Annotated in this window: 27 protein-coding genes; 4 read left to right on the top strand and 23 right to left on the bottom strand. The window is 64.5% G+C overall.

Annotated features, from left to right (window positions below):
• Window positions 1-16: 16 nt before the first annotated feature.
• The 19 genes from P9875_RS23505 to P9875_RS23415 form a co-directional block, all read right to left on the bottom strand.
• The gene (locus P9875_RS23505; RefSeq protein WP_278316751.1) at window positions 17-1,168 is read right to left on the bottom strand and encodes an AAA family ATPase; all 1,152 of its coding nucleotides are present in this window, start codon (window positions 1,166-1,168) and stop codon (window positions 17-19) included.
• 36 nt (window positions 1,169-1,204) lie between these two features.
• Window positions 1,205-1,723: a TadE/TadG family type IV pilus assembly protein gene (locus tag P9875_RS23500; protein WP_099403579.1), complete on the bottom strand. Its 519-nt coding sequence runs from the start codon at window positions 1,721-1,723 to the stop codon at window positions 1,205-1,207.
• Window positions 1,724-1,733: 10 nt separating this feature from the next.
• Complete coding sequence (locus tag P9875_RS23495; protein ID WP_099403580.1) at window positions 1,734-2,201, bottom strand: TadE/TadG family type IV pilus assembly protein; 468 nt, start codon at window positions 2,199-2,201, stop codon at window positions 1,734-1,736.
• Between the two features lie 7 nt (window positions 2,202-2,208).
• Entirely contained in the window at window positions 2,209-3,759 is a 1,551-nt protein-coding gene (locus P9875_RS23490) for a Tad domain-containing protein (RefSeq protein ID WP_099403581.1), read from the bottom strand.
• A gap of 46 nt (window positions 3,760-3,805) precedes the next feature.
• Window positions 3,806-4,093: a hypothetical protein gene (locus tag P9875_RS23485; RefSeq protein WP_035821256.1), complete on the bottom strand. Its 288-nt coding sequence runs from the start codon at window positions 4,091-4,093 to the stop codon at window positions 3,806-3,808.
• Between the two features lie 9 nt (window positions 4,094-4,102).
• Window positions 4,103-5,707 (bottom strand): type II and III secretion system protein family protein, encoded by a 1,605-nt coding sequence (locus P9875_RS23480; protein ID WP_278316750.1) that lies wholly within the window; start codon window positions 5,705-5,707, stop codon window positions 4,103-4,105.
• 22 nt (window positions 5,708-5,729) lie between these two features.
• Complete coding sequence (gene cpaB, locus P9875_RS23475; protein ID WP_035821252.1) at window positions 5,730-6,578, bottom strand: Flp pilus assembly protein CpaB; 849 nt, start codon at window positions 6,576-6,578, stop codon at window positions 5,730-5,732.
• Window positions 6,575-7,921, bottom strand: a complete 1,347-nt coding sequence (locus P9875_RS23470; protein ID WP_278316749.1) for an ATP-binding protein — start codon at window positions 7,919-7,921, stop codon at window positions 6,575-6,577. Before P9875_RS23470 ends, cpaB begins: the two co-directional genes overlap by 4 nt.
• Window positions 7,922-7,952: 31 nt before the next feature.
• Complete coding sequence (locus P9875_RS23465; protein WP_219307467.1) at window positions 7,953-8,573, bottom strand: methyltransferase family protein; 621 nt, start codon at window positions 8,571-8,573, stop codon at window positions 7,953-7,955.
• Window positions 8,574-8,612: 39 nt separating this feature from the next.
• Window positions 8,613-9,200 (bottom strand): prepilin peptidase, encoded by a 588-nt coding sequence (locus tag P9875_RS23460; RefSeq protein WP_278316748.1) that lies wholly within the window; start codon window positions 9,198-9,200, stop codon window positions 8,613-8,615.
• Window positions 9,197-10,267 carry a phosphatase PAP2 family protein gene (locus tag P9875_RS23455; RefSeq protein ID WP_278316747.1) on the bottom strand — a complete coding sequence of 357 codons (1,071 nt, stop codon included), beginning with the start codon at window positions 10,265-10,267 and terminating at the stop codon, window positions 9,197-9,199. The genes P9875_RS23460 and P9875_RS23455 overlap by 4 nt, the downstream gene beginning before the upstream one ends.
• The gene (locus P9875_RS23450) at window positions 10,264-10,437 is read right to left on the bottom strand and encodes a Flp family type IVb pilin (RefSeq protein WP_081922552.1); all 174 of its coding nucleotides are present in this window, start codon (window positions 10,435-10,437) and stop codon (window positions 10,264-10,266) included. The genes P9875_RS23455 and P9875_RS23450 overlap by 4 nt, the downstream gene beginning before the upstream one ends.
• Before the next feature lie 93 nt (window positions 10,438-10,530).
• Entirely contained in the window at window positions 10,531-10,713 is a 183-nt protein-coding gene (locus P9875_RS23445; RefSeq protein WP_035821247.1) for a Flp family type IVb pilin, read from the bottom strand.
• A gap of 73 nt (window positions 10,714-10,786) precedes the next feature.
• Complete coding sequence (locus P9875_RS23440; RefSeq protein ID WP_158300249.1) at window positions 10,787-10,933, bottom strand: hypothetical protein; 147 nt, start codon at window positions 10,931-10,933, stop codon at window positions 10,787-10,789.
• A gap of 248 nt (window positions 10,934-11,181) precedes the next feature.
• Window positions 11,182-11,883: a response regulator gene (locus P9875_RS23435; RefSeq protein ID WP_278316745.1), complete on the bottom strand. Its 702-nt coding sequence runs from the start codon at window positions 11,881-11,883 to the stop codon at window positions 11,182-11,184.
• A complete protein-coding gene (locus tag P9875_RS23430; protein ID WP_278316744.1) occupies window positions 11,880-13,547 on the bottom strand; it encodes a sensor histidine kinase in 1,668 nt (555 codons plus the stop codon). The genes P9875_RS23435 and P9875_RS23430 overlap by 4 nt, the downstream gene beginning before the upstream one ends.
• 150 nt (window positions 13,548-13,697) lie before the next feature.
• Window positions 13,698-14,669, bottom strand: coding sequence for a GGDEF domain-containing protein (locus P9875_RS23425; RefSeq protein WP_278318867.1), 972 nt, complete (start codon window positions 14,667-14,669; stop codon window positions 13,698-13,700).
• Window positions 14,670-14,674: 5 nt separating this feature from the next.
• The gene (locus P9875_RS23420) at window positions 14,675-15,301 is read right to left on the bottom strand and encodes a chemotaxis protein CheC (RefSeq protein ID WP_034786994.1); all 627 of its coding nucleotides are present in this window, start codon (window positions 15,299-15,301) and stop codon (window positions 14,675-14,677) included.
• A gap of 2 nt (window positions 15,302-15,303) precedes the next feature.
• Window positions 15,304-15,672 carry a response regulator gene (locus P9875_RS23415; RefSeq protein WP_035821243.1) on the bottom strand — a complete coding sequence of 123 codons (369 nt, stop codon included), beginning with the start codon at window positions 15,670-15,672 and terminating at the stop codon, window positions 15,304-15,306.
• A 206-nt stretch (window positions 15,673-15,878) separates the two neighbouring features.
• Between P9875_RS23415 and rpiA the strand changes: the two genes are divergently transcribed.
• On the top strand, window positions 15,879-16,556 hold the full coding sequence (gene rpiA / locus P9875_RS23410; RefSeq protein ID WP_176390113.1) for a ribose-5-phosphate isomerase RpiA: 678 nt from the start codon (window positions 15,879-15,881) through the stop codon (window positions 16,554-16,556).
• 20 nt (window positions 16,557-16,576) lie between these two features.
• On the opposite strand, the gene P9875_RS23405 is transcribed toward rpiA, so the two are convergent.
• Window positions 16,577-17,101 (bottom strand): DUF6622 family protein, encoded by a 525-nt coding sequence (locus tag P9875_RS23405; protein ID WP_278316742.1) that lies wholly within the window; start codon window positions 17,099-17,101, stop codon window positions 16,577-16,579.
• A gap of 155 nt (window positions 17,102-17,256) precedes the next feature.
• Window positions 17,257-17,529 carry an oxidative damage protection protein gene (locus tag P9875_RS23400; protein ID WP_034750797.1) on the bottom strand — a complete coding sequence of 91 codons (273 nt, stop codon included), beginning with the start codon at window positions 17,527-17,529 and terminating at the stop codon, window positions 17,257-17,259.
• Between the two features lie 219 nt (window positions 17,530-17,748).
• On the opposite strand from P9875_RS23400, the gene kdsA reads away from it, so the two are divergent.
• Complete coding sequence (gene kdsA, locus P9875_RS23395; protein ID WP_034750794.1) at window positions 17,749-18,594, top strand: 3-deoxy-8-phosphooctulonate synthase; 846 nt, start codon at window positions 17,749-17,751, stop codon at window positions 18,592-18,594.
• 44 nt (window positions 18,595-18,638) lie between these two features.
• On the opposite strand, the gene argA is transcribed toward kdsA, so the two are convergent.
• A complete protein-coding gene (gene argA, locus P9875_RS23390) occupies window positions 18,639-19,949 on the bottom strand; it encodes an amino-acid N-acetyltransferase (RefSeq protein ID WP_046685875.1) in 1,311 nt (436 codons plus the stop codon).
• A gap of 104 nt (window positions 19,950-20,053) precedes the next feature.
• On the opposite strand from argA, the gene hrpA reads away from it, so the two are divergent.
• Window positions 20,054-24,232 carry an ATP-dependent RNA helicase HrpA gene (hrpA, locus tag P9875_RS23385; protein WP_423221801.1) on the top strand — a complete coding sequence of 1,393 codons (4,179 nt, stop codon included), beginning with the start codon at window positions 20,054-20,056 and terminating at the stop codon, window positions 24,230-24,232.
• Window positions 24,233-24,436: 204 nt separating this feature from the next.
• Here the strand turns inward: hrpA and P9875_RS23380 are convergent, their stop codons facing one another.
• Window positions 24,437-25,030: a PRC-barrel domain-containing protein gene (locus P9875_RS23380; protein ID WP_278316740.1), complete on the bottom strand. Its 594-nt coding sequence runs from the start codon at window positions 25,028-25,030 to the stop codon at window positions 24,437-24,439.
• A 239-nt stretch (window positions 25,031-25,269) separates the two neighbouring features.
• On the opposite strand from P9875_RS23380, the gene P9875_RS23375 reads away from it, so the two are divergent.
• A complete protein-coding gene (locus P9875_RS23375; protein ID WP_278316739.1) occupies window positions 25,270-26,481 on the top strand; it encodes an alpha/beta hydrolase family esterase in 1,212 nt (403 codons plus the stop codon).
• Window positions 26,482-26,691: the final 210 nt, after the last annotated feature.

Raw genomic sequence — 26,691 nt, 5'->3', positions numbered from 1 at the left:
GGTAAATGTAGGGGGATCAAGCGCGCGCCAGCAGCCGCGAAACCCAGCCTTGCGCGGCGGGCGGGGTTTCGCCGGCCAGGCTGGCGGCCAGTTCCTGCAGGGCGCGCGAGACGGCGTTGTGCGACGCCAGCTTGAGGATGGGCACGCCCTGGCTGACGGAGGCCGCCACCGCCTCGTAGTGGTTGGGGATGGATTTGTAGACGTGTTTGCCGTACGCCGCTTCCAGGTCGGCCACGCGGATGCTGTCGCTGCTGGCATAGCGGTTCAGGATCAGGCGGATCTTGTCTTCGCGGTAGCCGAGGCCGCGGAACACGTCGAGCAGGCGCTTGCCGTCGCGCACATACGGCAAGGTGGCCTGCAGCACGGGGAAGATCAGGTCAGCCCGGTCCAGCGCGCGCACGCTGACGGGGTCGAGGCCGCGTCCCACGTCGAGCAGGATGTAGTCGTACTGGCTGCGCGCCAGGGTCAGCAGGCGGTCGATATGGTCGGCTTCGACGTCGGCCGCATGGGCCGGATCGTCGGCGGCGGCCAGCACGCTGTAGGCGGGCGTGATCTGGATCATGCTGGCGCTCAGCAGCGAAGCGTCGAGGCGCACGATCTGCTGCGACAACTGCGACAGGGTGGTGGCCGGCTTGTGGTCCGAGACGAACAGGGCGGCGTCGCCGAACTGCAGGTTCAGGTCGAACAGCGCCACCTTGCGCTGTTCGCCGGCGGCCAGCGCGTAGCCGAGGTTGGCGGCGATGAAGGTGGCGCCGCTGCCGCCCTTGCACGAGACGAAGGCCAGCACCTGGCCCTTGCGCGTGACCTGCTTCTGCAGTTTTTCCTCGATGCGGCGCAGCGCGGCGCACAGGCCGGCGTCGTCGTCCGGCAGCAGCACTTCGCGCACGCCGGCGCGCATCGAGCGCAGCAGGAATTGCGGACTTTGCTGTGGACATTGCACGATGATGGCCAGGTTCGGATGGCGTCCGCCCAGCAGTTCGAGCCGTTCCAGCTCCGCCTCGCCCGTCTGCTCCTGCTCCAGCAGCAGCAAGTCCGGCGTGACGCCGTTGTCGAAGACATCGGGTATGCTCGCCAGCAGCGCGACGCGGTCGGCCGCGCTGCGTTCGCGCAGCAGGCGCGTGAGCCGCTTGAGCTGGGCTTCATTTTTCGAGACGATGACGATATTCACGTGGCACTCCCTGGTAAAGGCGTTCGGTAAAGGCGTTCAGTTGATCTGGAAGCCCAGGCTCTCGGCGTGCATGACGACGACCGAGGCGGGCACGGCGATATTGAGAAAACCGAACAGGCTGACCATCGGCGTATAGCTGACGTTGTCGATCGAGACGCGCACGCTGTCGATGCAGCTGGCCGTGCGCGTGATGTCGCCGCAGGCCGACAGGTTGTCGCCCGGATCGAGCGGTGGCAAGGTCACTTCGGCGCCGCTCTTGTTCAGGTAGCGGATGGTGATGTTGGCGGCCGTCAGTTCCGGCGCGGCCGGCAGGGCTGTGCCGCCGAACAGGGCCAGGGTCTTGATGGCGTCGGTCTGGTCGATCCAGCGCACCACCGCTTCGCGCGCGGCGCGGCGGCTCACTTCCTGCACCGTGTTGTACAGGTACAGCATGCGGCCAAATTCCAGGATGCCGAACAGCAGGGTGAAAAACAGCAGCGCCACCAGGGCGAATTCGACGGCGGCGGCGCCGTGCTGGCGGCCAGTTCGGAGGGCAAGTGGAAGGCGGTGGCGCATGGCGTTCTCCTTACAGCATGTAGCGCATGGTGGTGCGCGGCGACAGCGGCGTGGCATAGCTGCTGGCCGCGCCGATCACGAAGGGCAGGTACTGGCCCACCGACAGCGTGTAGTTGACGACTTCGACGCGGATGCCGCCCGGCGCCGCGCCATCGGTGCAGCTGCTGTCGTTGAACGCCGCGTCCAGGCAGGTGACCGTCACGTTGGCCGTGGTGAAGTCGCTGATGCCGGCGCTGACGGCCGCATCGACCACCGTCTGTCTGGCCGCCGGCACGCCCTGCGAGGCGATGCCGGCCTTGGCCTTGACGGACATGTTGCGCGCCGCGTCGCGCGTGGCCTTGGTCAGCGCGTCGTAGTACCAGAAGGCGCGGCCGAAACCGAAGATGCCGGCCAGCAGGGTGACCAGCAGGGCCAGCACGATGCCGAATTCGACGGCGGCGCCGCCGCGCTGGCTGACGTGGGAATGGTGGGTGCGCATGGCCGCCTCACTTGTAGAGTTTGATTTCGGAATTCGGCACGGGCTCGATCAGGCCCGCGAACTCGACGTCGAGGCGCTTGGTGCCGCCGCTGAAATCGGCTTTCATCGTCATGAAGAATTTGCCGATGCCCACCGCGGTCATGGTGCCGCACGAGGCCGGCCCCACGGGCGCCGTGCGGCAGTCGACCAGCACCACGTTGAGGATGCGCCGGTTGCGCTGGCCCGGATGGGCCGCCGACGGCGCCTGGAACGTGGGGCCGCTGGTCTGGTTGTAGGGCGAAGGCGGCGTACTGGCGGGAAAACCCGCGCCGGGGCTGACGGGGTAGCTGGCCGTGTCGAAGTAATTCGCCTTGGCCGTGCTGTACATGGGGTTGGCGTTGCCGTCCGCGACGCTATACGCCGTGCCGGCCTTGGCCGGGGTGGCGCCATTGCTTTGGTAGGCGGGACCATAGGACCACAGCACGCCGTAGCCGGCGAACTGGGCGAACGTGGCCGAGGGGGCGGGGACGGCGCCGGCCGACGGCAGCTGGTAATTCGGCTTGTTGCCGGCCAGGCTGACGGGCTGCTGGCTGGGCAGGGTGCTGGCGCCCGGTTGCATCCAGCTGGCGGGCGGCGAGCTGGCGGCAGCGGCGGCGCAGGGCGACGCGGCGCCCACGCAAGGATATTCCTTGATGTTGGTGTCGGGCGGCGCCGTGGCGGGGTCGCACACGGAGGGGCCGCCGTAATCGTCGAAGCGCGAATTGAGCGAGGCGGCCAGCGATGCGGACAGGCCCGTGTTCGTGTAGACCTGGCCCGTGCCGCTGGTGATGACGGCGCTGCTGCCCGTGCACATGAACGGCGCGGTGGAGGCGGCGCTCGAATGCGAGGCGCTGCAACTGCCGGGCGGGGCGTCGACGGGGTTGATCAGGTAGGGATCGGACGGGCCGCCCAGCGGATTGAGGCCGAACAGGTTGTAGGTGACGCCGCGGCGAAAACCGAATTCCAGCAGCTCCGTCAGGCCCGTGCCGGCTGGCGCGGCCGGATAGGTGTATTGCGCCGTCTTGTTGGCCGGATCGACGGCGCACACGCCGATCGGCGTGACGTCGTTGACGAAGCGGCCCGCCACGGCCACGCCCGAGGTGCTGGTGCTGGCGATGCCGGCGATGCCCATCAGGTAGGTGGCAAAGGTCTTGCTGCCCGTGTCGACGCGAATGAAGGTCTGGCCTGCGGGGCTGGTGCGGGCGCTGGCGCCGGACGACCAAGGACCGTCGGGGCCGGGACCGAAGCTGATGTTGGCGGCCGTCAGGGTCAGCGTGGTGGAAAAATCGTAGCGGTTCTTTTGCGCGATGGCGATGGCCTTGGCCTGCGCATTGTCGATGCCGGCGGCGCTTTGATTGAGTTCCACGGCGCCTGCCAGCGCCGAGCTGTCGGCGCCGTTCTGCAGCTCCGTCTTGGCGATGTACAGGTGGCCCAGGTCCAGCACCAGGCCGCCCATGGCAAACAGCACCACCAGGGTCAGCCCCAGCACGATGGCGATCGCGCCTTGCTGCTTGTCGTGCCTGCGAAATGCGGTGTTCATGGCTGTCTCCTGGTGGCCTGGGGGGAATGCATCGCGGGACTGGCGCCTACTGGCGTCCGCCCACGCCGATGGTGAAGACATTCGGTTGCGGTTCCGGCGCCGCGAACGATTTCTGGTAGCGCTGGTAGGCGCTGGCGCCGGCCTTGCCGTCGATGCCGCTGACGGGGTTGGCATTGCGGTAGGCGTCCGGATACATGATCTGCTGGGCCTTGAGCAGAGCCACCGATTCGCCGAAGTGCGAATCGAGCACGGGCGTGGTGGTGGCGGTGCAGCCGGCCAGCAGCGACAGCAAAGACAACAGGGCGGCGCAAGGCAGACGATGTGCGGTTTTCATGGTGTTCTCCTATTTGAGGTCGAAGCCGGCGGCAGGCTGGGGCGCGGCCGCTTGCGGCGGCATGGGTGCTGCTGGTGCTGCTTCCTGTGCCGCTGCGGGCGCCGGTGCGCTGCCTTCCATTTTTCCCTGCATGAACATGTCGCCGCGCGTCGGCTGGATGTAGCCGTCGGTGGGCAGCTTGTAGTCGGGCGGCAGCGGCTTGACCAGGTGCGGCGTGATGATGAAGACCAGTTCCGAACGGTCCGTCTGGAAGTCCGTGCTGCGGAACAGGGCGCCCAGCACGGGCACTTCGCCCAGGCCTGGCAGGGCCTTGATATTGCTGGTCACGTTGTTCTTGATCAAGCCGCCAATGGCGAAGCTCTGGCCGTCGAACAGCTGCACCGTGGTGGTGGCGCGCCGCGTCGTAAATGAAGGCAGGACGGCCGTGGCCGAGATGCCGGTGGCGGTGATGCCGATGCCGTCCTTGTTCAGGTCCGACACTTCCGGCGCCACCTTCAGATTGATGCGTCCCCCTTCGAGCACGGTGGGCGTGAATTTCACGGCCACGCCGTACTCCTTCTCTTCCAGGGTGATGGTGGGCACGCCCCCATTGTTGGTCTGGCTGACGGGAATGAAGATTTTTCCGCCGGCCAGGAAGCTGGCTTCCTGGCCGCTGATGGCCATGATGTTCGGTTCGGCCAGCACCTTGATCAGACCATCGCGTTTTTGCGCGTCGAGGTTGAAGAAGTTGTTCTTGCTGGCGCCGCTCAAGCCGCTGGGATTGTTGCTAAGCAGGCTGGACAGCAGCGAATACGACCAGCTGCCGATGGTCTTGTTGATGCCCAGGCTGGCGCCCAGCTGATCCACCAGCACTTTCGACACTTCGGCCACCTTCACTTCCAGCATCACCTGCTGCGGCGCGGCGATCGACAGCAGGTTGATCACGCGCGGCATATTCGCATCGGGCGCGGCGGCGGGAGCTGCGGCTGCGGCGCCAGCGGCTGGCGCGGCGCCCGAGGAGGCGCCGCCGCTGCGGCTGCTGCGCTGCACATAGGCGTTGGCCAGCGACAGGGCCTGATCGGCCTTGACGACATCGCTGACCATACCCGACAGGATCAAGGTGTCGCCCGCCACCGTGACGTGGATCTTTTCGTTCGGCAGCAGCTCGGCCATGCGTGCCTGCAGGCTGCTGCTGTCGATGCCGACGGCCAGGTCGATGATGGTGGCGTCATTGCTCTTGTTCCACAGGATCAGGTTGGTGGTGCCGACGGAGCGTCCCAGCAGGTAGACCTCGTTGGGGTTGAGCAGGATGACGTCGGCGATGCGCGGGTCGCCGACGGACATGCGGCTGGCGGCGAACGGCAGGCGCATCAGGGTCGACTTGCCTTCGGCCAGGCTCATTTGCGGCGCCATCTCGGTGCGCCCGGCGCGCGATTCGCTTTGCGGCGGCGTGGACTTGGGACGGACGGCGGCGCGGTTGCTCCGGACCGCGCCCGTTTCGGCGGCAACGGCGGTGGCGGCCGTGGCGGCGGCTGCGGCTTCGGCGTGCGCCCGGGGCGCCAGGGCGCCGATGGCGGCGATGGCAAGCGCCAGGTGCAGGCCCCGGATGCCGCTTGCTGTGCGATATGTACTCATGGCGTGGCTCCTCTGGTGCAGGTTAGAATTGTTGGGAGCTGCGTTCCAGCCCCTTGATGACATCGACCCTTGGACCGGCCTGTGGCGCTGCTGCGGCGGCAGGACGGCGGCGGGGGAGCGGCTTGGCTTGCACCATGGCGGCGGGGGCCGCCATGGCGACTTTTTCATCGAGCAGGGTGCTCTTGGTGGCGCCTTCCGTGTTGACGGGCTTGTCCTCGATCTGGTTGCGCAGCACCAGCGACAGGGTGCCCACGCTGCGTGCCAGGTCGAGTTTTTCAGCCTGCTCCGGGGTCAGTTCCAGGGTCACGGCGTTGACGACTTTCGGCTTGGTGTCGTCGCGGCTCGATTCCTGGGCGATGGCCAGCACGAGTATGCGTTCGAGCACGATCTTGGAAATGTTCGGATCGCGGTCCGGCGTCTTGCGCGCCCCTTCGCCCTGGGTGTTGACGAGGATGTCGACGAAGTTGCCGGGCAGGGCGAAGCCGGCCACGCCCACCACATCGTTGACGCGCACGGTCATGGCGCGCTTGCCTTCGGCGACGACGGCCGACAGGCCGCCTTGCGTGCCGGGAGGCGCCAGCTTGCCTTCCATGATAGGTTCGCCGTGCTGGATGCTGGTGCGCGTGACGCGCGTTTCCAGCAGTTTCGGATCGTTGATGGCGCCCGGCGGCAGCGCGTTCGATGGCCAGTCCACCATGCGCACCATGTCGGGCGTGAGGCGCGCGCCCAGGCTGATGTCGACCTGGGCCACGGCCACCTTATTGATGTTGCCCGAGGCTTGGGCATTGATCCAGCGCGCGGCCACGATGACCGCGGCGAACGCCAGGATGACCGCAATGGCCATCATCGTCAGTGCGCGTGCGTTTCTCATTTTGCTTCCCCTTTGTGCTGGACCGCTACCGGTCCGTTATGTGTGCTTGCAAGGTCGTCATCGCTGCCGAAATAGTTTTTCCATGCCCACAGCAGCACTTCCGGATTCAGTTGCGCCGCGTGGTCTTCATAGCGCGCCTGGTCGCACACCTGCGCCAGGATGTCGCGCGGATAGCAGGCCAGCAAGGGCCGCTGGTACTGGCTGTGCAGATGCAGCAGGTAGGCGTAGGCGGCTTCGTCGAAATTGATGCCCAGCTGGGCGCAGGTGCTGCGGAACACGGCCAGGTAGTGGTAGGCGCTCAGGGGTCCCACGTGGATCTTGTAGCCGATGCGGCGCAGGAAGGAGTCGTCGGCCAGGTGCTGCGGCGCCAGGTTCGACGAGAACACGACGATGACGTCGAAGGGCACGGGGAATTTGTAGCCCGTGTGCAGCGACAGGTAATCGATGTGCCGCGCCATCGGCACGATCCAGCGGTTCATCAGTTCCACGGGCGAGCAGCGCTGGCGCCCCAGGTCGTCGATGATGAAGATGCCGTTGTTGGCCTTCAGGTGCGGCGGCGCCTGGTACAAGCGGGTGCCCTGGTCGAATTGCAGGTCCAGCATGTCGAGCGTCAGCTCGCCGCCCGTCAGCACGGCGGGGCGCTCGGCGCGCACCCAGCGCGGGTCGGATGGCACGGGGCCGCCGCGCGACAGGGTGTGCAGCATGGGGTCGAGGAAGGGCAGCACTTCGCCGTCGACCATCACGGCATGGGGCAGGGCGATGGCGCCGCTGAGCAGGCCGTTCAGGCGTTCGGCGAGGTAGCTCTTGCCGCTGCCGGCGGGGCCGTGGAAGAACAGGGCGCGCCCCGAGTTCATGGCCGCGCCCAGCTGGTCGAGCACGGACGAACTGGCCACCACGTCGCGAAATTCGCGCTGCACGTCGTCGCGCGTGACCTGCATGTCCGCCACGCTTTGCGCCAGCACCTGGTTGCTGTAGTCGGCCAGGGTGACGGGGGCGGGGCCGCTGTAGGCATTGCGGCGCATGTACTCGGCGGCGCGCAGGCGGCCCTGGTCGCCCAGCAGGTAATACAGGTCGGCGTCGGTGCCGCTGCCGCCGTTGCGGCGCGCTTCGCACAGCTTTTCGGCGCGCATGAAGGTGAGCAGCGGTTCGAGCACGCCGGCGCCCAGTTTCACGTGCGTCGACAGGGCGGGCAGGCCGATCTGGCCGCGCAGGAAGAGTATCTTGACCAGCAGTTCGACCAGGAACAGGAAGGGCAATCCCGTTTCCTCGACCGTGCGTGGCGCGCGTCTGGCCGCCGGCTCGATGCCGCCGCCATCGCTGCGTTCTGGATAGGTGTCAGGCATGATGGATACTCCTCGTTCGGGTGGCCGGTGATCAGAAAATGAAGGGCAGCAGGCGGTACTTCACCTGGCGCATGTAGACGCGGTAGCGCACGTCGGTGGACAGGAAACGCTCTTCGCGCAGCAGGCGCATCACCATCATGCTCATCGTCGCGACATAGATGATGCTGTTGGCGGGCGAGGTGTTGGTCAGCAGGTAAGCGCTCAGGGAAATCAGGTAGCTGGCGTACAGCGGATGGCGCACCATGCGGTAGACGCCGCCCGTCTTGATCTCGCGCTGCGCCGCCACCAGGCCGAAGCTGCGGTTCAGCGACAGCAGGCCGGCGATCTGCAGCAGGCTGCCGACGGCCAGCAGGTAGCGCGCGCCGGGCCAGATGGCCATGTCGGCGGGCGAGAGCAGGAAGGGCGCGAAGGTGGCGCCGATGGCCAGCAGCCAGTCGCCCGCATCGGTCGAGACGCTGACGGGGGCCGAGCGCACGATGAAGAACAGGGCGGCCAGGGTTTCGGCGGCGCAGAACAGCACATAGCTCCAGTCGCCGCTGTGCAGGAATCCCACCACGTGGGCGCTGGCGAAGAAGGCCCACAGGCAAGCCATGGCGATGCTGGTGAACAGGCTGGCGTGGCGCGAGTGGCAGAGGGTGGCGAGGGTGTGCATGGTCGGTCCCGTGGTGGCTGGTGGTCGGCGCGGCGCGTTTCAGCGCAGGCTCCACAGATGGTGGTATTGCAGGAACACCTGCAGCGCGGTGCCGCTGGCAATGGCGAAGGCGTAGGCCAGCTTGCCGGTGGCTGGCGGCGGTTCGGCGATCGTGGCGGCGCCGCCGGCAAGGCTGTGCAGCAGCGCGCCCAGCATCATGTGGTAGGTGTTGCGCAGCACCAGGCGCAGGCGGCGCCCTGCCAGCGCGGCGGCCAGGGCCAGCAGGCCGCCGCACAGGAAGGTCAGCAGGGCCGCTTCCAGCACCGCATCGGGACCGAGGAAGGCGCCGCACATGGCCATCAATTTGACGTCGCCGGCGCCCAGGGCGCGCAGCAGGTACATGGGCAGCAGCAGGGCCAGTCCGGCAGCGGCGCCGGCCAGTGCCTGCAGCAGTCCCAGGCCGCCGAAGGAGGCGTCGAACAGGCCGGCGCCGGACGGCGTGAAGCTGTTCAGCGCCAGACCGGCCAAGGTGCCCCACAGCACCAGCTGGTTCGGGATGCGGCGCGTGCGCAGGTCGTGCCACAGGGCGGCAGCGAGCAGGCTGGCCAGCACGGCCAGGCACAGCAGCATGGGCAGGCGGGCGTTCATGATGTCAGGCCTCCCTTGCCCATGCAGGGCGCCGTGGCCATGTGCATGGCCGGTGCCGCGGCCGGGCTGCCCAGCAGGCGTCCCACCAGCTGCCACACCAGCGCCGCGCCGGCCGCACCCACATAACCGTCGAGCGCATAGTGCCAGCCCAGGTGAATGGAACCGAGCAGGATCAGCACGGCGAAGGCGGTCAGCGAGATGCCTGCGGCGCGGCTCACTTTCCAGCCCATGATCGCCATCAGCACGGCCGTGGCCACATGCATGCTGGGCATGGCGGAGATGCCCAGTTCGCCGTTCGCGCCCTTGCTTTGATAGCCTTGCCACAGCATCTCCTGCACCTGCAGGGCCCAGACGGGCACGTGCCCGTTGGCCTCATGCAGGTAGGCCATCAGCGGCGCATACGGGTCGCTGGCGTGCAGGTGGCCGTAGTAGCAGGGGCCGACCGAGGCAAACAGCACGGCCATGACACTGCCCAGGATGATCCAGGTCAGCGCAAAGCTGAGCAGGAACTGCATGCGCAGCAGCGGGCGGCGCGTGTCGAGGATGAGCCAGTACAGGATGGCGTAGAACAGGAAGAACCAGAAGTGGTAGCTGAAGTTGAGCAGGCCCGTGACGAGCGGGTGGCCCAGCAGCGGCTGCAGCCTTTCCCATGGGGCCTTGCCGCCATGCAGCGCGATGTCCCAGGCGGACAGGCTGGCATCCCAGGTGTACGGATGCAGGCGCGGGATGGCGGCCTTGAAGACGGTGAAGCTGGAGGCGAAGACGGGGATCAGCAGCATGGCCGGCAGCGCGTGCAGCAGGCGCTCGTTGCTCAGGTAGTGGCGCAGATCGTGGTACAGATAGTGGCACAGGCGGTGCGGGCGTTTCACCACCATGACGTGGATGGTGTAGCCGCACAGGATGAAGACGGGGCCCGTGAGGATGGCCACGAGGAAGCCGGCCAGCACGTTGAGGGTGTCCGAGGCGCTGGGCAGGCCGCCGGCCAGCAGGGCCGCCGCGGCGGCATACAGCAGCACGATCAGCAGCAGGGCGCGGTGGGTGCGCAGCGAGGCGCGCAGGGTATTCATGACAGGGCCAGGACCACCTGGTCCTTGACGTAGACAAACAGCAGCCGGACCTGGTCACCGAGCAGGGTGATCGTGATCACCAGCACTGCCGCGATCAGGCTCGCCAGCAGCGCGTACTCGATCGCCGTGACGGCGGACTCGTCGGATAAACGGCTGAAGAGAGATTTCACGATGGGCCTCTGATAGGTAAGCACGAGAAACTGGCCGGTGGCGTTGACCTGGCGGTAACCGGGCTGGCGCCGTGCCAGCCCGGAGCACCGTGTTCAGGCGGCAGCCGTATTGGCGGAAGTGAGCTTGGTGCCGATGGTGCTGAAAGTCTTTTTCAGCTGCGTGCCGACGATGGTGACGGCGGCGATGATCACCACGGCAATCAGGGCAGCGATCAGGCCGTATTCGATTGCGGTGACGCCATCTTCTTCGCGGATAAAGTTTTTGATGAGGTTCATGACAACTCCTGGTGGTGGTTAAGGTACAGCGGTGGGTAAAACGGCATGGCAGCGTTGCTACGACCTGGTGCTCTCACGGGCTTTCGCCCAGTGCCAGCAGTCCGATGATGCAGACCACCGCCATGAGGGCCGCCACCAGGGCATAGCGGTAGAACGCAGCCTTTTCCTTGCCCTGCAAATAGGTGATCAGGGCTGTCGGAAGAAACTTGTCAAAGCGCATGCTGTGCTCCGTGTCGTGGTGGGCCGCGCGGTGATTTGCACTCCGGTAAATCCACTATAGAAGTCGGCACCTTGATCTACATCAGAAGAACATCCTTTTATTGCGAGGAGGAACTGCTTGTTTTTTTCGTGACAATTGTCATGCTTGCGTCTGGCGCGCAGACGCAATGGCCGTGCCGCTGGCGGGCGCAGGGGGAGGCGGGGAGAGGGGGCGCGGCCGTGCGGTGGCCGCGCAGGGGGACTGTGGCGTCAGGCGCCGGGCGGCAACTGGCCCAGCTGGTGCTTGGTGGCGTAGGCGTACAGTTCCAGGCGGTTGTACACGCCCAGCTTGCGGTAGATCGACGTCAGGTGGTTGCGCAAGGTGTGTTCGGAGATGAACAGCTGGTCGGCCAGCAGCTTGGCCGGCGTGCCGCTGCCGTGCACCAGCGCGGCGATGATCTTTCTTTCCTTGAGGGTCAGGCTGGCGACGGCGATGGCTTGCGCCGAGCCGCCTCCGGGCTGGGTCAGCTGCGTCAGCATGCGTCCCAGCATCGCGTGTTCCAGCCACAGCTCGCCCTGGTACACTTTTTCGATGGCCTTCAGGACCATCTCCGCCGGCGCGTCCTTGCTGACGATGCCGCGCGCGCCTTTCAGTACCGTCTGGTCGAGGACGGCCTGGTCGTGGCTGGCCGTCAGCACCAGCACGCGCGTGCCGCCGCACTGCGCCAGCGCGGGCAGGATGGCCAGCGAACTGATGCCGCCCAGGTCCAGGTCCAGCACGATCACATCCGGTTGCAGCGCCTTCGCCTGCTCCAGCGCCTCGGTGCTGTCGGACGCCGTGGCGACCACGCGCATGCCCGAGTGCTCGCCGCCGATCAGCCGCTCCAGGCCCCACAGCATGGTCTTGTGGTCGTCCACCAGCATGACGCTGATGACATGGCTGGCCGGTGGCATGTGGCGTAAGTCATTCATATGGGGATCTCGATCTGTACGGAAGTGTTGCCCAGCATGCCATGCGTGACGCGTGCCGTGCCGCCGAGGGCGGCGGCGCGCTCGGCCAGCGAGTCGGGCAGGAAATCGGGGACGTGCGCGGCGGCGCATTCGTTGTCGATGCTGATGTGCAGCGCACCCTGCACGCAGGTCAGCTTGACGGCGCCATGGCGCGCCGACGTATGCTTGCGGATATTGCTCATGCCTTCGTTGACGATCTGGAACACCTCGGCCGCCAGGCGGTCGTTGATGTGCAGGTCGCCTTCGATGTGCAGGGCGATGTCGATGCCATAGAATTCGCGGATCTGCGTGGCCTGGCGGCGCAGCGCGACCAGCAGTTCCGGCTCGCTTTGTACCTGGCCGTTCTTGAACGTGCGCGCATAGCTGCGCAGGTCGGTGATCACCTGGCCCGACATGATGATCAGCTTTTCCAGTTCGGGCAGCAGCGGGTTGCCCGGTGTGGCTTCGTTGCGCAAGGCGGCCAGGCCGTGGCGCAGGCCGATATACGGCTGCACGGCCGTGTCATGCAGGTCGCGCGCGATCTTTTCGCGCTCGCGCGAGGCCGCCTGCGACGCCAGGCGGTCAAGCAGGTCGATGTTTTCAATGACGGGAAACGCCTGCGCGCCTATATGGCTGAGAAACAGGGCGTCCGTCTTGCTCATGCTGGTGGCGGACACGACAAAGATACGGCCTTTGCCATTGCGCAAGGGCAGCGGCGCGCTGATGAAGGCGTGCGCTTCGAGCAGTTCGGCCAGGCGGGCGCCTGCCGCGTCGTCATGCCGCAGCCAGCGCCCGCTGTCGGGTTCGAGCATGCGCGCGCCGCCGGTCCACGGCAGCCAGCGCCCTGCGGGCTGGTTGTACAGGGCGATCTTGTCGTACGGAAAGGCGAGCAGGGGGCTGGCCGCGTCGTCGCTGAGGAGCGAACTCGTATGCACGACGCCCGTGCCCGTATGGATCACGCTGCGCAGCGACCAGACCCGCGTGCCCTTGTCCTGCATGATCAGCAGGCAACTGCGGCCGTTGAAATAACTGCGGGTCTTTTCCAGCACCGAGGTGATGGTCTGGTCGACGCCGAAGCGGGGATTGGATAGCTGGCTGACATCGCGCAGCAGCGCCAGGTGGCTGCGCTGGGTGATGGCCGAGCCACCCCAGTAGGCGATCATGTAGCCGAGCGCCAGCAGGAAGGTGGTGCGCAGCAGCAGGCGCGACAGTTCCGCATCCGTTTCGCCGAACAGGGCGGTGGCGGCAAACAGGCCGGCCGAGGCCAGGGTGACGCGCGCGCCTTCCTCGAAGCCCCGCTGGAACGACGAGGTGAGGATGGCAAAGAAAAAAAACAGGAAGAATAAATTGTTGTGGCTGCTGGTGGAAAACACGATCAGCGCATACCAGGCCACGTCCAGCCAGTACAGCAGTATATCTTCCGGCAAGCTAAGGCCCAGGACGGCCAGCACATACAGCAGCAGGCTGTGCATGGTGTAGGCGGAAAAGATCAGCCAGGTGATCTTGGTCAGCTTGCCGGCGCTTTCGGGGTCGATGAACAGGGTCAGCAAGGTGGCGCTCGACAGCAGCAGGCGCATGCCGTTCACCATGGTCGTATCCATGCCGGCGCCCGGCAAGCCGGATCTGAGGGGAGGATCGAGATTCACAAGCGCTCCTGGCCATGTCCCGCATGGGTGGGCCATGCGCAGGGATAGATACCACAGATAAATTCTTGTTGTTGTTGCTGCAATCAGTAACGAGTCTACGCACACGCCGTAAAGATGTCTACAGGAATCCTTTGCCTGGCGTTGCTTTTTTTATAGCGGCTGCACCATCACGCGGTTGCGCCCGGCGCCCTTGGCCAGATACAGGGCGCGGTCGGCGGCGCCGATCAGGGCGGAGATGGCCAGCGGCTGCTGCGGCTGTTGCGTGGCGATGCCGATGCTGACCGTGACGTGCCTGACCTCATTGCCCGTCTTGGCATGCGGAATGCGCAGGTCGGCCGCATGCTGGCGGATCGCCTCGGCCATGCGCAGCGCCTGCGCCGCGTCCGTGTCGGGCAGGATGGCGGCAAACTCTTCGCCGCCATAGCGGGCCAGCAAGTCGGTCGGGCGCTGCAGCATGGCGGCCAGTTCGGCCGCCACGCGGATCAGGCAATCATCGCCTTGCTGGTGGCCGTAATGGTCGTTGTAGTCCTTGAAATGGTCGATGTCGATCATCAGCAGCGACAGCGGGCTGCTGGTGCGCATGGCGCGCCGCATTTCCTTCTCGATCGCCACGTCGAAGTGGCGGCGGTTGGCGATGCCCGTCAAGCCGTCGGAAAAGGTTTGCGAGCGCAAGACCATCGTTTGTTCGCGCAGCAGCTTTTCGCGCCCCACGGCGATGGTGACGTCATTGATCTGGATCAGGCAGTGGCGCGGCGAACCGGGCAGGTTGATCGGCGTGACGGCGATGGCTTGCTGCATGCGTTCCTCGCCGTCGCTGCCGCCCGTGGCCGCGCCATGCGTGTACAGCGCAAACGGCGCCTTGTGCAGGGTTTGCGACAGCAGCGACTGGAAATTGTCGCGCAGTGCCTGAGTGATGGCCGAATCGATGCGCTTGTGCCGCATTTCCGGAAAGACGGTGAAGAAATCCTGGCCCAGCACGGCGTCGGCCGGGCGGGCCGAGTGGCGCGCCATCCAGCGGTTCCACAGCACGATGCGGTGCTGCTCGTCGAGCACGATGGCGCCCAGGTTCACGGCGCCGAGTATGCTCTCGAGCAGGGCGAGTCGGTGCAAGGCATCCGGCATGATCGTCACGCCTGTCCCAGCACCTTGGCCAGGTAGCGGCTCACTTGCTGCTTCAGGTCGTGCAGGGCGGACAGGTCGAGCACGAATGCCACATAACCGTGGATCTGGTGCTTGGACAGCACGAAATCGATATGCAGCATCAGCACGACGGCTTCATCATCCTGGCCGCCGAACGAGGACAGGATTTCCGCGCTGGTGCCCACGTGGTACAGGGGCAACGAGCCATGCAGTTCGCTGTCGAACAGGTTGGCCAGGGTGCCCACGCAGGAGTTGAGGATGATGTTGCCGATCTCGCTCATCGCTTCCTGTTCCATCTCCGTCAGTTCCTGCAGCGGCATGGCGTCGCCCACCATCAGACGCACGATTTCCAGGCTTTTGTCTTCGGGAAACATCAGGATCGCTTCGGTGGCGAAGGCGCCATCGTAATGCTGGCTGACGCCGCAGATGCGTTCGCCATCCTTCTTGCTGCCCAGCAAGGCGGCCGCGTCGGCACGGTTCAGGAAGGTGATCGACGGCACCGACATGGTGACTTCTTCATTCACGATCTCGCTCATGGCCGCCGCCGCATGGCCCACCCCGATGTTGAATATCTCTACCAGGGCGTCGTTCTCGAGTTCGGAAAGATTGACCATGCTCACAGTCCCAGTGATTCGATCAGCTGGTGGATGCGTGTTTCCGTGATCGGTTTTTCCATGAAGCCCACGCCCAGTTCGCTGGCGCGGTTGCGCGTGGCGTTCTGCACATTGGCCGTGACGAGAATGATGTGCGTCTGCGGGCACAGCGCGCGCAATTGTTCCGCGGCCGCGATGCCGCCCATGCCGGGCATGTTGACATCCAGTAGTATCAGCACAGGAGTGACGGTCTTGACCTTTTCCAGGGCTTCCTCACCCGTCGCCGCCTCAAGCACTTGCCAGTCGGCATGTTTGCTGAGGATGAACTGATGCGACATCAAACGTGAAACCCGGCTGTCATCGACAACAAGTACCTGTTTACTGTGAGTCATGTGCTATTCCTGAAACGTCATATCGGTGTATCGTTTCATTTTCGCATATTTTAGAGGGCATAGAGTGTAATTGGGTGCGCAATTGCCCTAGGGCAAGGTTTTCCCGTTTAGCTGTTGTATCGCGTCGCAGCGTCGGTCATGATGGCCGGCTGGCCGGGCCGGCAATCCGTTAAAATAGCGCCATTCCTCACTTTAGCCTGAATGCCATGACCCAAGACGAATTGAAGCAAGCCGTAGCCCGCGCCGCCATCGCCTATGTAGTTGAAGGTGAAATCATCGGTGTCGGCACCGGTTCCACCGCCAACTTTTTCATCGATGAACTGGCCAAGATCAAGGACACCATCAAGGGCACGGTCGCGTCGTCCGAAGCGACGGCCGCGCGCCTGGCCGGCCATGGCATTCCCGTCTTCGACCTGAACGATGTTGAATCGATCGCCGTCTACATCGATGGCGCCGATGAAATCACGGCCAGCGGCGCCATGATCAAGGGCGGCGGCGCGGCATTGACGCGTGAAAAGATCGTTGCCTCGGTCTCGAAACAGTTCGTCTGCATCGCCGACGGCTCCAAGCTCGTCGAGACCCTGGGTGCTTTCCCGCTGCCGGTGGAAGTGGTGCCGATGGCCCGCGCCGCCGTCTCGCGCCAGCTGGCCGCGCTGGGCGGCACGCCCCGTTTGCGCCTGAAGGCCGGCAGCACGGAAGCGTTCATTACCGACAACGGCGGCGAAATCATCGACGTGCTGGGCTTGAAAATTGCCGACCCGGTGGCGCTGGAACAGCAGATCAACCAGATCGTCGGCGTCATCGCCGTCGGCCTGTTCGCCGTGCGCGGCGCCAATATCTGCCTGCTGGGCATGCCGGAAGGCGTGCGTACTTTGGCATACTGATACGCAGCAGAAATCCGGGGTCAGACCCGCCGGGTCTGACCCCAGCCTTCACTTTGCACAGCCCGGTACACGGCCACGGTGCGCAGCAAGCCGCCGAGGAAGATGCCGCTGAAGCAGCCATAGGCGAGGCAGACGGGCACGCTGAAGCCGGGCGCATGGGCATAGGCCGGGGCGATGGCCACGGTCACGGCGACCGCATATTTCATGCAGAAGATGCTCATCATCAGGATCAACGGCACCCAGCTGCCGGGACGCCGCACGCTGGCCCGTGCGGGAATGGCGACGATCTTGCGCGCATCGGCCAGCGTCCATGCCAGCGCCGCGCCGGCCAGCGCGCCGGCGGTCCAGGCGAACGGCGCCACGCCATCGAAGCCGAAACTGCCATGCACGCCGCTCAGCGACAGGGCCAGCATGACGAGGGGAATGATGCACAGCTTGCGCAAGGTCACTTCGCGCGCCCGGCTGGCCAGCACGCCCCGATAGACGAGAAAGCCCAGGATGGCCCAGACGTAGAGGGGAGTGTGGCTGAAGATTTGCTGCAACATGGTGTCCGCCTTGGAGTGAGGTTGTCGATGGACGTACTGTGCCAGCCGGCGGCGTGGGCGGCGAGCGGTGTGCGACGAAACGGGGAGGCAGTGCCGTGAAACGGCGGGGGCGGGCGTGAAACTGCCCGTGACGTGGTCACGGGCATGCTTGAAACTTACTCGGTAGGGGGAACGTAACCCATGGCCGCATCGGCGCCATCGCCGAAGAAATGCTTTTCCATCTGCGTGGCCAGGTATTTGCGGGCGCGCGCGTCGGCCAGGTTCAAACGGTTCTCATTGACCAGCATGGTCTGGTGCTTGAGCCAGGCAGCCCACGCTTCCTTCGACACCGATTCGTAAATCTTCTTGCCCAGTTCGCCCGGGTACGGCGGGAAATCCAGTCCTTCGGCTTCCTTGTTGAGTTTGATGCAGTGGATCGTGCGGGCCATCTGTGCTCCTGAATCAGTGTAGAGATAAAGCGTGATTATAAGGCACTTTGCGCCTGCCCTCGCGGGGCCGTCGCGGCCTGGCGACACGCCGTTTGCCGCGCCCTTGCGCTGGATCAAATTTGATCTGCGCCGCCCCAGCTAGTAAGATGCCTTATCGCGCCAGCCGCTGGCTGCGCCTCTTCCAAGCAAGTAGTAACAATTAACCAATATGGAATCCCTATGACCTCAGTGAAAGTCCATGGCATCGACGTCAGCAATACAGGCAGCTTCGCGCTGTTTGGCGGCATCAACGTGCTCGAATCGCGCGATCTGGCCATGCGCGCCTGCGAAGAATATGTGCGCGTGACGCAAAAACTGGGCATTCCCTATGTGTTCAAGGCCAGCTTCGACAAGGCCAACCGCTCGTCGATCCATTCCTACCGCGGTCCGGGCCTGGAAGAAGGCATGCGCATCTTCCAGGACGTCAAGGCGGCGTTCGGCGTGCCCGTGATTACCGACGTGCATGAGCCATGGCAGGCGCAGCAAGTGGCCGAAGTGGTCGACGTGCTGCAATTGCCCGCCTTCCTCGCGCGCCAGACGGACCTCGTCGTGGCCCTGGCGAAAACCGGTAAAGTCATCAACATCAAGAAGCCGCAATTCCTCAGTCCTGGGCAGATGGCCAATATCGTCGAAAAATTCAAGGAAGCGGGCAACGATCAACTGATCCTGTGCGACCGCGGCACCTGCCTCGGCTACGACAACCTGGTGGTCGACATGCTGGGCTTTGGCGTCATGAAGAAAACCTGCGACGACCTGCCCATCATCTTCGACGTCACGCACGCCCTGCAGCAGCGCGACCCCGGTGGCGCCGCATCGGGTGGCCGCCGCCAGCAAGTGGCGGACCTGGCCCGCGCCGGCCTGGCCGTCGGCATCGCCGGCCTGTTCCTGGAAGCCCATCCTGACCCGGACAACGCCCGCTGCGACGGCCCCAGCGCCTTGCCGCTGGACCAGCTGGAACCATTCCTGGCGCAACTGAAGGCGCTCGATGACCTGGTCAAATCGTTTGCGCCGTTGAATATCAAATAACGGTTCCAATGTAAAAAAGCCCGGCATGCCGGGCTTTTTCAGTTTTACAGGGTCTTGATCAATACTTGCGATTTACGCTGCCAGTTATACATATGCTGGCGGTCCTTCGGCAAATCGTCGACGGTGGCCGGCACGAAACCGCGCTTCTTGAACCAGTGCGAGGTGCGCGTGGTCAGCACGAACAGTTTGTTCAGGCCGGCGGCGCGCGCGCGGTTTTCCATGTGTTTCAGGATGCGTTCGCCGTCGCCCTGGGCTTGCACTTCCGGGTTGACGGTCAAACATGCCATTTCCGCCATCTTTTGCGCAGGGAACGGGTACAGGGCGGCGCAGCCGAAGATCACGCCATCGTGCTCGATGACGGAGAAATAATCGATTTCCCGCTCGATCAGCTCGCGGCCCCGCTTGACCAAAGTGCCGTCCGCTTCCAGCGGTTCGATCAGTTTGATGATGCCGCCCACGTCTTCGATGGTAGCCTGACGCAAACTTTCCAGGTTTTCATGGCTGATCATGGTGCCCACGCCATCATGGGTAAACAATTCCAGCAGCGCCGAACCATCCATCGAGAACGGTACGATGTGCGAGCGCTCGACGCCGTTGTGGCATGCCTTGACGCAATGTTTCAAGTAAAACGCCGTCGCGTCGGGCAGAAAGCCCGCCATCAGCACGGCTTCGGCCTGGTGCGACGACAGTTCGCGGATTTCCACGCCCGTCGCGTCTTCCATCATCGGCGTTTCGGTAATGAAAATCAGTTTATCCGCGTGCAGGGCGATGGCGGCGCTGCACGCCACGTCTTCCATGGTCAGGTTGAACGCTTCACCGGTAGGCGAGAAGCCCAGCGGCGAGAGCAGCACCAGGCCGTCCGAACCGAGGATGGAATGGATGGTTTCGGCGTCGACCTTGCGTGTGATGCCCGTCAGTTCCAGGTCCACGCCATCGATCACGCCCAGCGGGCGCGCCGTGATGAAGTTGCCGGAAATGATACGGATGGCCGCATGCGACATGGGCGTGTTCGGCAAGCCCTGGCTGAACGCGGCCTCGATATCGAGGCGCAGCTCGCCGGCGGCTTCCTTCGCGCATTCCAGCGCGGCGATGTCGGTAATGCGCACGCCGTTGTGGAAGCGGCCTTCGACGTTACGCAGGGCCAGCTGTTCCGCCACCTGCGGCCGCGAGCCGTAGACAACAGTGACATTGATGTCCAGCGCATGCAGCAGGGATAAATCATGGGCCAGCACCTGCAGCGCCCCGGCGCTGACGAGTTCACCGGGGAAGGCGACCACGAAGGTCTTGCCGCGAAAGGCGTGGATGTAGGGCGCGACGGAGCGCAGCCATTGGACGAATTGGGTAGGGTTTTCCATTAAGCGCATTATAATTCGCTGCGCGATGTGCGCGCTTAAAATACCTGTAAAAAACAATGTCTTCAGCCAGCAATAAGTCTTCCCCTCCTTCCAACGTTGCAAATGTGCCCGCCAGCGGGGATGTTGCCACGCCTGCCGCCACGCCTGCGCAGGGCCGCCAGCGCCCGCCCGTGAGCCAGCAAAGGCAGCAGCCGCCGCGCGCGGAACAACAGAAACAGCAACAGCAGCAGCGATCGGCACAGGGCAAGCCTCAGGCCGCGCGCCCGCCGCGCGAGGGGCAGGAAAGCCGTGAAAGCCGCGACGCAGCCCGCGCCGCGCGCGAAGCGGAAAAGGCTTTCCGCAATCCGCTGCCGCCGATTACGTATCCGGAAGACTTGCCCGTCTCGGGCCGGCGCGCCGAAATCGCCAAGGCATTGACGGAAAACCAGGTCATCATCGTTTCGGGCGAGACGGGTTCCGGCAAGACGACCCAGTTGCCGAAGATTTGCCTGGAGCTGGGACGGGGACAGAAGGGCATGATCGGCCACACGCAGCCGCGGCGTATCGCCGCCTCGTCGACGGCCAAGCGCATTGCGCAGGAACTGGGCACACCGCTGGGCGAAACGGTGGGTTTCAAGGTGCGCTTTACCGACACCCTGAGCCGTGGCGCGTCCGTCAAGCTGATGACGGACGGTATCTTGCTGGCCGAGACGCAGACCGACCCGTTGTTGAAAAACTACGACACCATCATCATCGATGAAGCGCACGAACGCAGCCTGAACATCGACTTTCTGCTCGGCTATCTGAAGCAATTGCTGCCGCGCCGGCCCGATCTGAAAATCATCATCACGTCGGCCACCATCGATGCGGAACGCTTCTCGCGCCATTTCGGCACGCCGGAAAAACCGGCGCCCGTGATCGAAGTGTCGGGCCGTCTGTACCAGGTGGAAGTGCGCTACCGTCCCGTGGAACGGGAACAGGTGGCCATGCCCGGTGCCGCCAACCCCGACAAACCTGGCCAGCGGACGGCGAATGTACGTGTAGCTGCGCGCGAAAAGCGCGACCTGATGGATGCCGTCGTCGATGGCGTGGAAGAACTGTGCCGCATCGGCTCGGGCGACGTGCTGGTGTTCTTGCCGGGCGAGCGCGAGATCCGCGACTGCGCCGAAGCGCTGCGCAAGCACCATCCGCCGCACGTGGAAATTTTGCCGCTGTTCGCCCGCTTGTCGGCCGAGGAGCAGGAGCGCGTGTTTAAAACCAGCAATGCGCGCCGCATCGTGCTGGCCACCAACGTGGCGGAAACCTCGCTGACCGTGCCCGGCATCCGCTACGTGGTCGATGCTGGCCTGGCGCGGGTGAAACGCTACAGCTACCGCAATAAAGTGGAGCAATTACAGGTCGAGCCGATTGCCCAGTCGGCCGCCAACCAGCGCGCCGGCCGTTGCGGCCGCGTGGCCGATGGCGTCTGCATCCGCCTGTACGAAGAGCAGGATTATCTGCTGCGCCCGAAATTCACGGAACCGGAAATCCTGCGTTCCTCGCTGGCGGCCGTCATCCTGCGCATGAAATCCCTGCACCTGACGGACGTGGAAACCTTCCCCTTCATCGAGCCGCCGCTGGCGCGCGCGATCGCCGACGGTTACCAATTGCTGCAGGAACTCGGTGCCGTCGACGAGGTCAACAAACTCACGCCGCTGGGCAACAAGCTGGCCAAGCTGCCGCTCGACCCGCGCGTGGGCCGCATGATCCTGGCCGCGCTCGATAACGCGTGTCTGACGGAAGTGCTGATCGTCGCCTCGGCCCTGTCCGTGCAAGATCCGCGCGACCGCCCGATGGAACACCAGCAGGCGGCCGACGAGGCGCACAAGAAATTCGCCGATGAAAAATCGGAATTTTTGAGTTACCTGAAAATCTGGCGCTGGTTCGAATCGGCCATCGAGCACAAGAAAACCAACCGCCAGTTGCAAGACAATTGCCGCACGAATTTCCTGTCGCAGATGCGCTTGCGCGAATGGCGCGACGTGCATTCGCAGCTGCTGACCATCGTCAAGGAACAGGGCTGGCGCCTGAACGAAGCGCCGGCCACCTACGACAATCTGCACATGGCCTTGCTGACCGGCTTGCTGGGCAATATCGGCTTCAAGGGCGAGGACGAGCCGGGTGCCGGGTATCTGGGCGCGCGCGGCATCAAGTTCCATATCTGGCCCGGTTCCTCGCTGCTGAAAAAGCCGGGCAAGTGGATCATGGCGGCCGAACTGGTCGACACGACGCGGCTGTACGCGCGCTGCGTGGCGCAAATTCAGCCCGAATGGCTGGAGAAGGTCGGCGAGCATTTGCTGAAGAAATCGTGGGGCGAGCCGCGCTGGGAAAAACGCTCGGCGCAGGTGACGGCGTCCGAACGGGCGACCTTATATGGCCTGGTGGTGTACAGCCAGCGCCGCATCAACTACGGCAATTTCAACTTGCCGGAAGCGCGCGAAATCTTCATCCGCGACGCGCTCGTTGGCGGCGACTTCGACACGCGCGCGCCGTTCTTTGCGCACAACCATAAACTGATCAAGGATATTGAAAACCTTGAACATAAATCGCGCCGCCTGGACGTGCTGGTTGACGATGAACTGATCGCCGCCTTCTACGACAAGCTGCTGCCGGCGGACGTGTGCAATGGCGCCGGTTTCGAGAAATGGCATAAAGAGGCGACGCGCGACAATCCGAAGCTGCTGTATCTGAATCGCGAAGAGCTGATGCGCCACGAGGCGGCTGGCGTGACGACGGACCTGTTCCCGAAAACCATGTCCGTGACGGGCCTGGAAATGGGCCTGACCTATCACTTCGAGCCGGGCAGCGTGCGCGATGGCGTGACCTTGGCCGTGCCGCTGTATGCGCTGAACCAGTTGCCGCGCGAACGCTGCGAATGGCTGGTGCCGGGCATGCTGAAGGAAAAAGTGCATCTGCTATTAAAATCGTTGCCGCAAAAGCTGCGCCGCCATTGTGTGCCGCTGCCCGATTACGCAGCGAAATTTTGCGAGCGCGTGCATGCAGCGGGCGTGTTTGGCCGCGGTGACCTGATCGACGCCATCATCCTCGACATCCGCACGCAGATCACGATCAATGTGCTGACGACGGACTTCAAGCCGGAAACCCTGCCTGCCCATCACTTCATGAATTTCAAGGTGATCGACGAGCATGGCCGCCAGCTGGACATGGGCCGCAACCTGGCCACTCTGCAAGCGGAATTCGGCGGCCAGGCGCGCCAGAGTTTCCAGAAACTGGCCGAAGTGTCAGGCGTGTCGGGCACGGGCACGCCCGGTGCGAAGGTGGCGGGCGCGCAAGTGGCGTCGCGGCTGCAAGCGCAAGCGCAGGGCGCCAACGCGGCGGCAGGCAAGGGCGGCGCGCCGGTCAAGGGCGCAGCCGCTGCGGCCGCACCGGCGTCAGGCAATGCCACCGTCTCGCAGCACATGGGCTTGACGGCTTGGACCTTCGGCGAATTGCCGGAGTTGCTGGAAATCGTGCAGGGCAAGCTGACCCTGATCGGCTTCCCCGCGCTGGTCGACAAGGGCACGCATTGCGACCTGGAAGTGTTTGACGACCCGACCGTGGCCGCCCGCACGCATAAAATCGGTTTGCGCCGATTGTTCGCGCTGCAAATGAAGGAGCAGATCAAATACGTCGAGAAAAGCATTCCGGGTTTGCAGCAGATGGGCATGCAATTCATGGCTCTCGGTTCGCAGGAAGAGTTGCGCGAGCAAATCATCAACAAGGCGCTCGACATCGCCTGCCTGCAAGATCCGCTGCCGCTGGACGCCGCTTCATTCGCCAAGCGCCAGGCGGAGGGCAAGTCGCGGTTGGTTCTGCTGGTGAATGAAATCGCCCGTTTGCTGTCGCAAGTGCTGACGGAATTCCACGGCTTGCCGAAGCGTCTGCAGAATATTCCTGCAGCGGCGGCCACCGATATCCAGTCGCAGCTGCAGGGCCTCGTGCATAAACGCTTCCTGACGGAAAACGAGTACACGCAGCTGGCGCATTTCCCCCGCTATCTGAAGGCGATCAATGTGCGCCTGGAAAAGCTGCGCGCCGACCCCACGCGCGACACCAAGTTGATGGCCGAGTGGCAATCGGCCGCCGCGCCGTATCTGCGCCAGGCCAAGGACCGCCAGGCCGGCAAGAACACGGATCCGAAACTCGTCGACTTCCGCTGGATGCTCGAAGAGCTGCGCGTGTCGCTGTTTGCGCAGGAGTTGCGGACGCCGATGCCGGTGTCGGCCAAGCGCCTGCAGAAAGTATGGGAGTCGATGCAACGGTGATGGCACCTCTATAAACCTACTGCGCAGCTCACTATCGCGTCGGCGTTGCTCACCGGCTCGGCGCCCCCGTACAGAGTACGGTTGCGCTACTCAACGCGATATTGAACTTGCTCGCTACGGTTTCTAGAGGCGCCTTGACGCTAACGATGGGCAGCAACATGCTCCGCTAATCCATCCTACCCGACCTACGTTCCACCTGATCTCTCAAGTGCGCTTGTTGAGATCATCATCATCGCTGAGCGATGAGCGCGAACCCAGGTCGCTCTGGCTGCCGCCCGTGCCGGCGCGGCTGCCGCTCATGGAACTGCCGGACATGCTGCCTTCGCTGCCCGATTGCAGGCTGGCGCCGCTGCGCAGGTCGCTGCCGGAGGGCATGTGGCCCCCTGCCATGGCGCCGCTGCCGTAGCGCGTGCTGCTGCCATAGAACGCTTCCATCTGCTGGTTCCACGCTTCGCTGCCCATGTCGGGCCAGTTGTTCTTGTCGAAGCCGGGAGCGTCTTTCAGCAGGTCTTTGTCGACGTTGAGCAGGAAGCGCTTGTTGACGGTGTCCAGGGTCAGGCGTTCCCAGGGCACGGCAAACAGCTTGTCGCCCATGCCCATGATGCCGCCGAAGGACAGCACGGCATAGGCGATCTGGCCGGTGCGCATGTCGAGCATGATTTCCTTGATGTCGCCCAGTTCCTCGTCGTCGTGATTGTAGACATCGTCCCCGATCAGGGTATCGGCCCCCATCAGGGCCGGCCCCGGGCCGTCGTGGTTGCGGTACATGCCCAGGATGTCGCGGTCCAGATAGCTCATGGTGTTCTCTCCTCGTGTGAAGTGCTGATCGAACATCCAGAGTAAGCATACGCACTATGTAGCGTTTGATCTGCCTCAATAGTGCCAGTGGCACTTTTATCGGTGTGCCAACGTACGGTGCTGTCAGCCAATTGCGGTACTCTATGCGTTCCAAGGAGGAGGCCGCACATGCTGACGATGCAACGCTGCAGAGGGATGAACTTGCGGTACGCTCCACAACGACACGCGCGCCGCGCGCCATGGTAAAGCCCGCCACCAAATGGCTGCGCGGGCTGTTGCGCGCCGGTAAGGCGCAGCAGCGCACGGCGACCAAGCTGGCCAAGGTGCTGTTCGGCCCCGTGCCGGCCAAGGCCAAGCCCAAGCCCAAGGCCAAACCCCGCAGCAAGGCCGTGGCCAAGACCAAGGCCAAAACAATCGCCAAGCCGCGCGCCAGGTCCGCCAGCGACGCCGTGCCCGCCCTGGCGCCCTTTGCCACGCCCCTGTCGCCCCCGCGCGTGCGCAAGCGAACGGCGCCCCCACCGGGCAAGTGGCTGGCCGCCCACTATGCGCCGTTGCCGGAACTGGGCCAGTTGCCGGGCCGGCGCCTGCCATATTTTCTGTACCTGCCCGAGAAGGCGCCGAGCGCCGCCATGCGCAGCCGTGGGCGGCCGTTGCTGGTGATGCTGCACGGCTGCGAACAGAGCGCCACGCAGTTTGCCGACGGCACGCGCATGAACCGCCTGGCCGAACGCAAGGGCTATGCCGTGCTGTATCCGCAGCAATCGCTGCGTTCGCATGCGCGCCGCTGCTGGAAGTGGTACGACAAGCTGACGCAGGAGGGGGGCGGCGACGTGCGCCTGATCGTCGGCGCCATCGAGCAGGTGGCGGCCCGCTATGCGATCGACCGCGCGCGCATCTATATCTGCGGCATTTCCGCCGGCGCCGGCATGGCGCATATCGTGGCCCTGAACCATCCTCATCTGTTCGCGGCGCTGGGCCTGCATTCCGGGCCCGTTTTTGGCGCCGGGCATAACCTGATCGGCGCGCTGGGCGTGATGCAGCATGGCGCTGCCGCCCGCGCCGACGCGGCCATCGATGAAGTGCTGGCGCGCCAGCCGGCGTTTCCCCGCCTGCCCACCATCCTGCTGCAAGGGTTGGCCGACAAGGTGGTGCGCCCCATCAACCAGACGCAACTGGTGCGCCAGAGCGTGCGCGTGAACCGCTTGCCGTTCGATACCGTGGTGACGGCGCAGCGCCTGCCTGGCGGCGCGGCGGGCGGGCGTAATCCGGCGCATGCGTATGCGCTGCACGATTATCAGGTGGGCAAGGATGTGCTGCTGCGCGTGGCGCAGGTCGAGCACCTCGAGCACGCGTGGAGCGGCGGCGACGCCAGCCTGCCATTCAACGACAAGGCCAGGCCCGACGCCAGCAAGATGCTGCTCGATTTCTTCGCCAGCCACCGCCGCCGGTAAGCCAGTGTGCCGCGCGCCGCAACGGTGCGCGGGCACTGGTACGCATCGTTCTTCCTTTCCCCGCAGGGCCGCGGCCAGCCTGCCGGCACGCTGGCCGCGCCCTTTCCAGCGCAGATTTCCCAATGTCGCAGCAGCATGAATTTTACAAAGTGGTATTGCTGCGGTATTTAAAAATCACAAAAACAGGCGCTAAAAATACGAACTGGTATA

This window comes from Janthinobacterium rivuli (genome assembly GCF_029690045.1).
GTDB lineage: Bacteria > Pseudomonadota > Gammaproteobacteria > Burkholderiales > Burkholderiaceae_D > Janthinobacterium > Janthinobacterium rivuli.
This window is presented reverse-complemented; position numbering and strand designations above follow the sequence as displayed.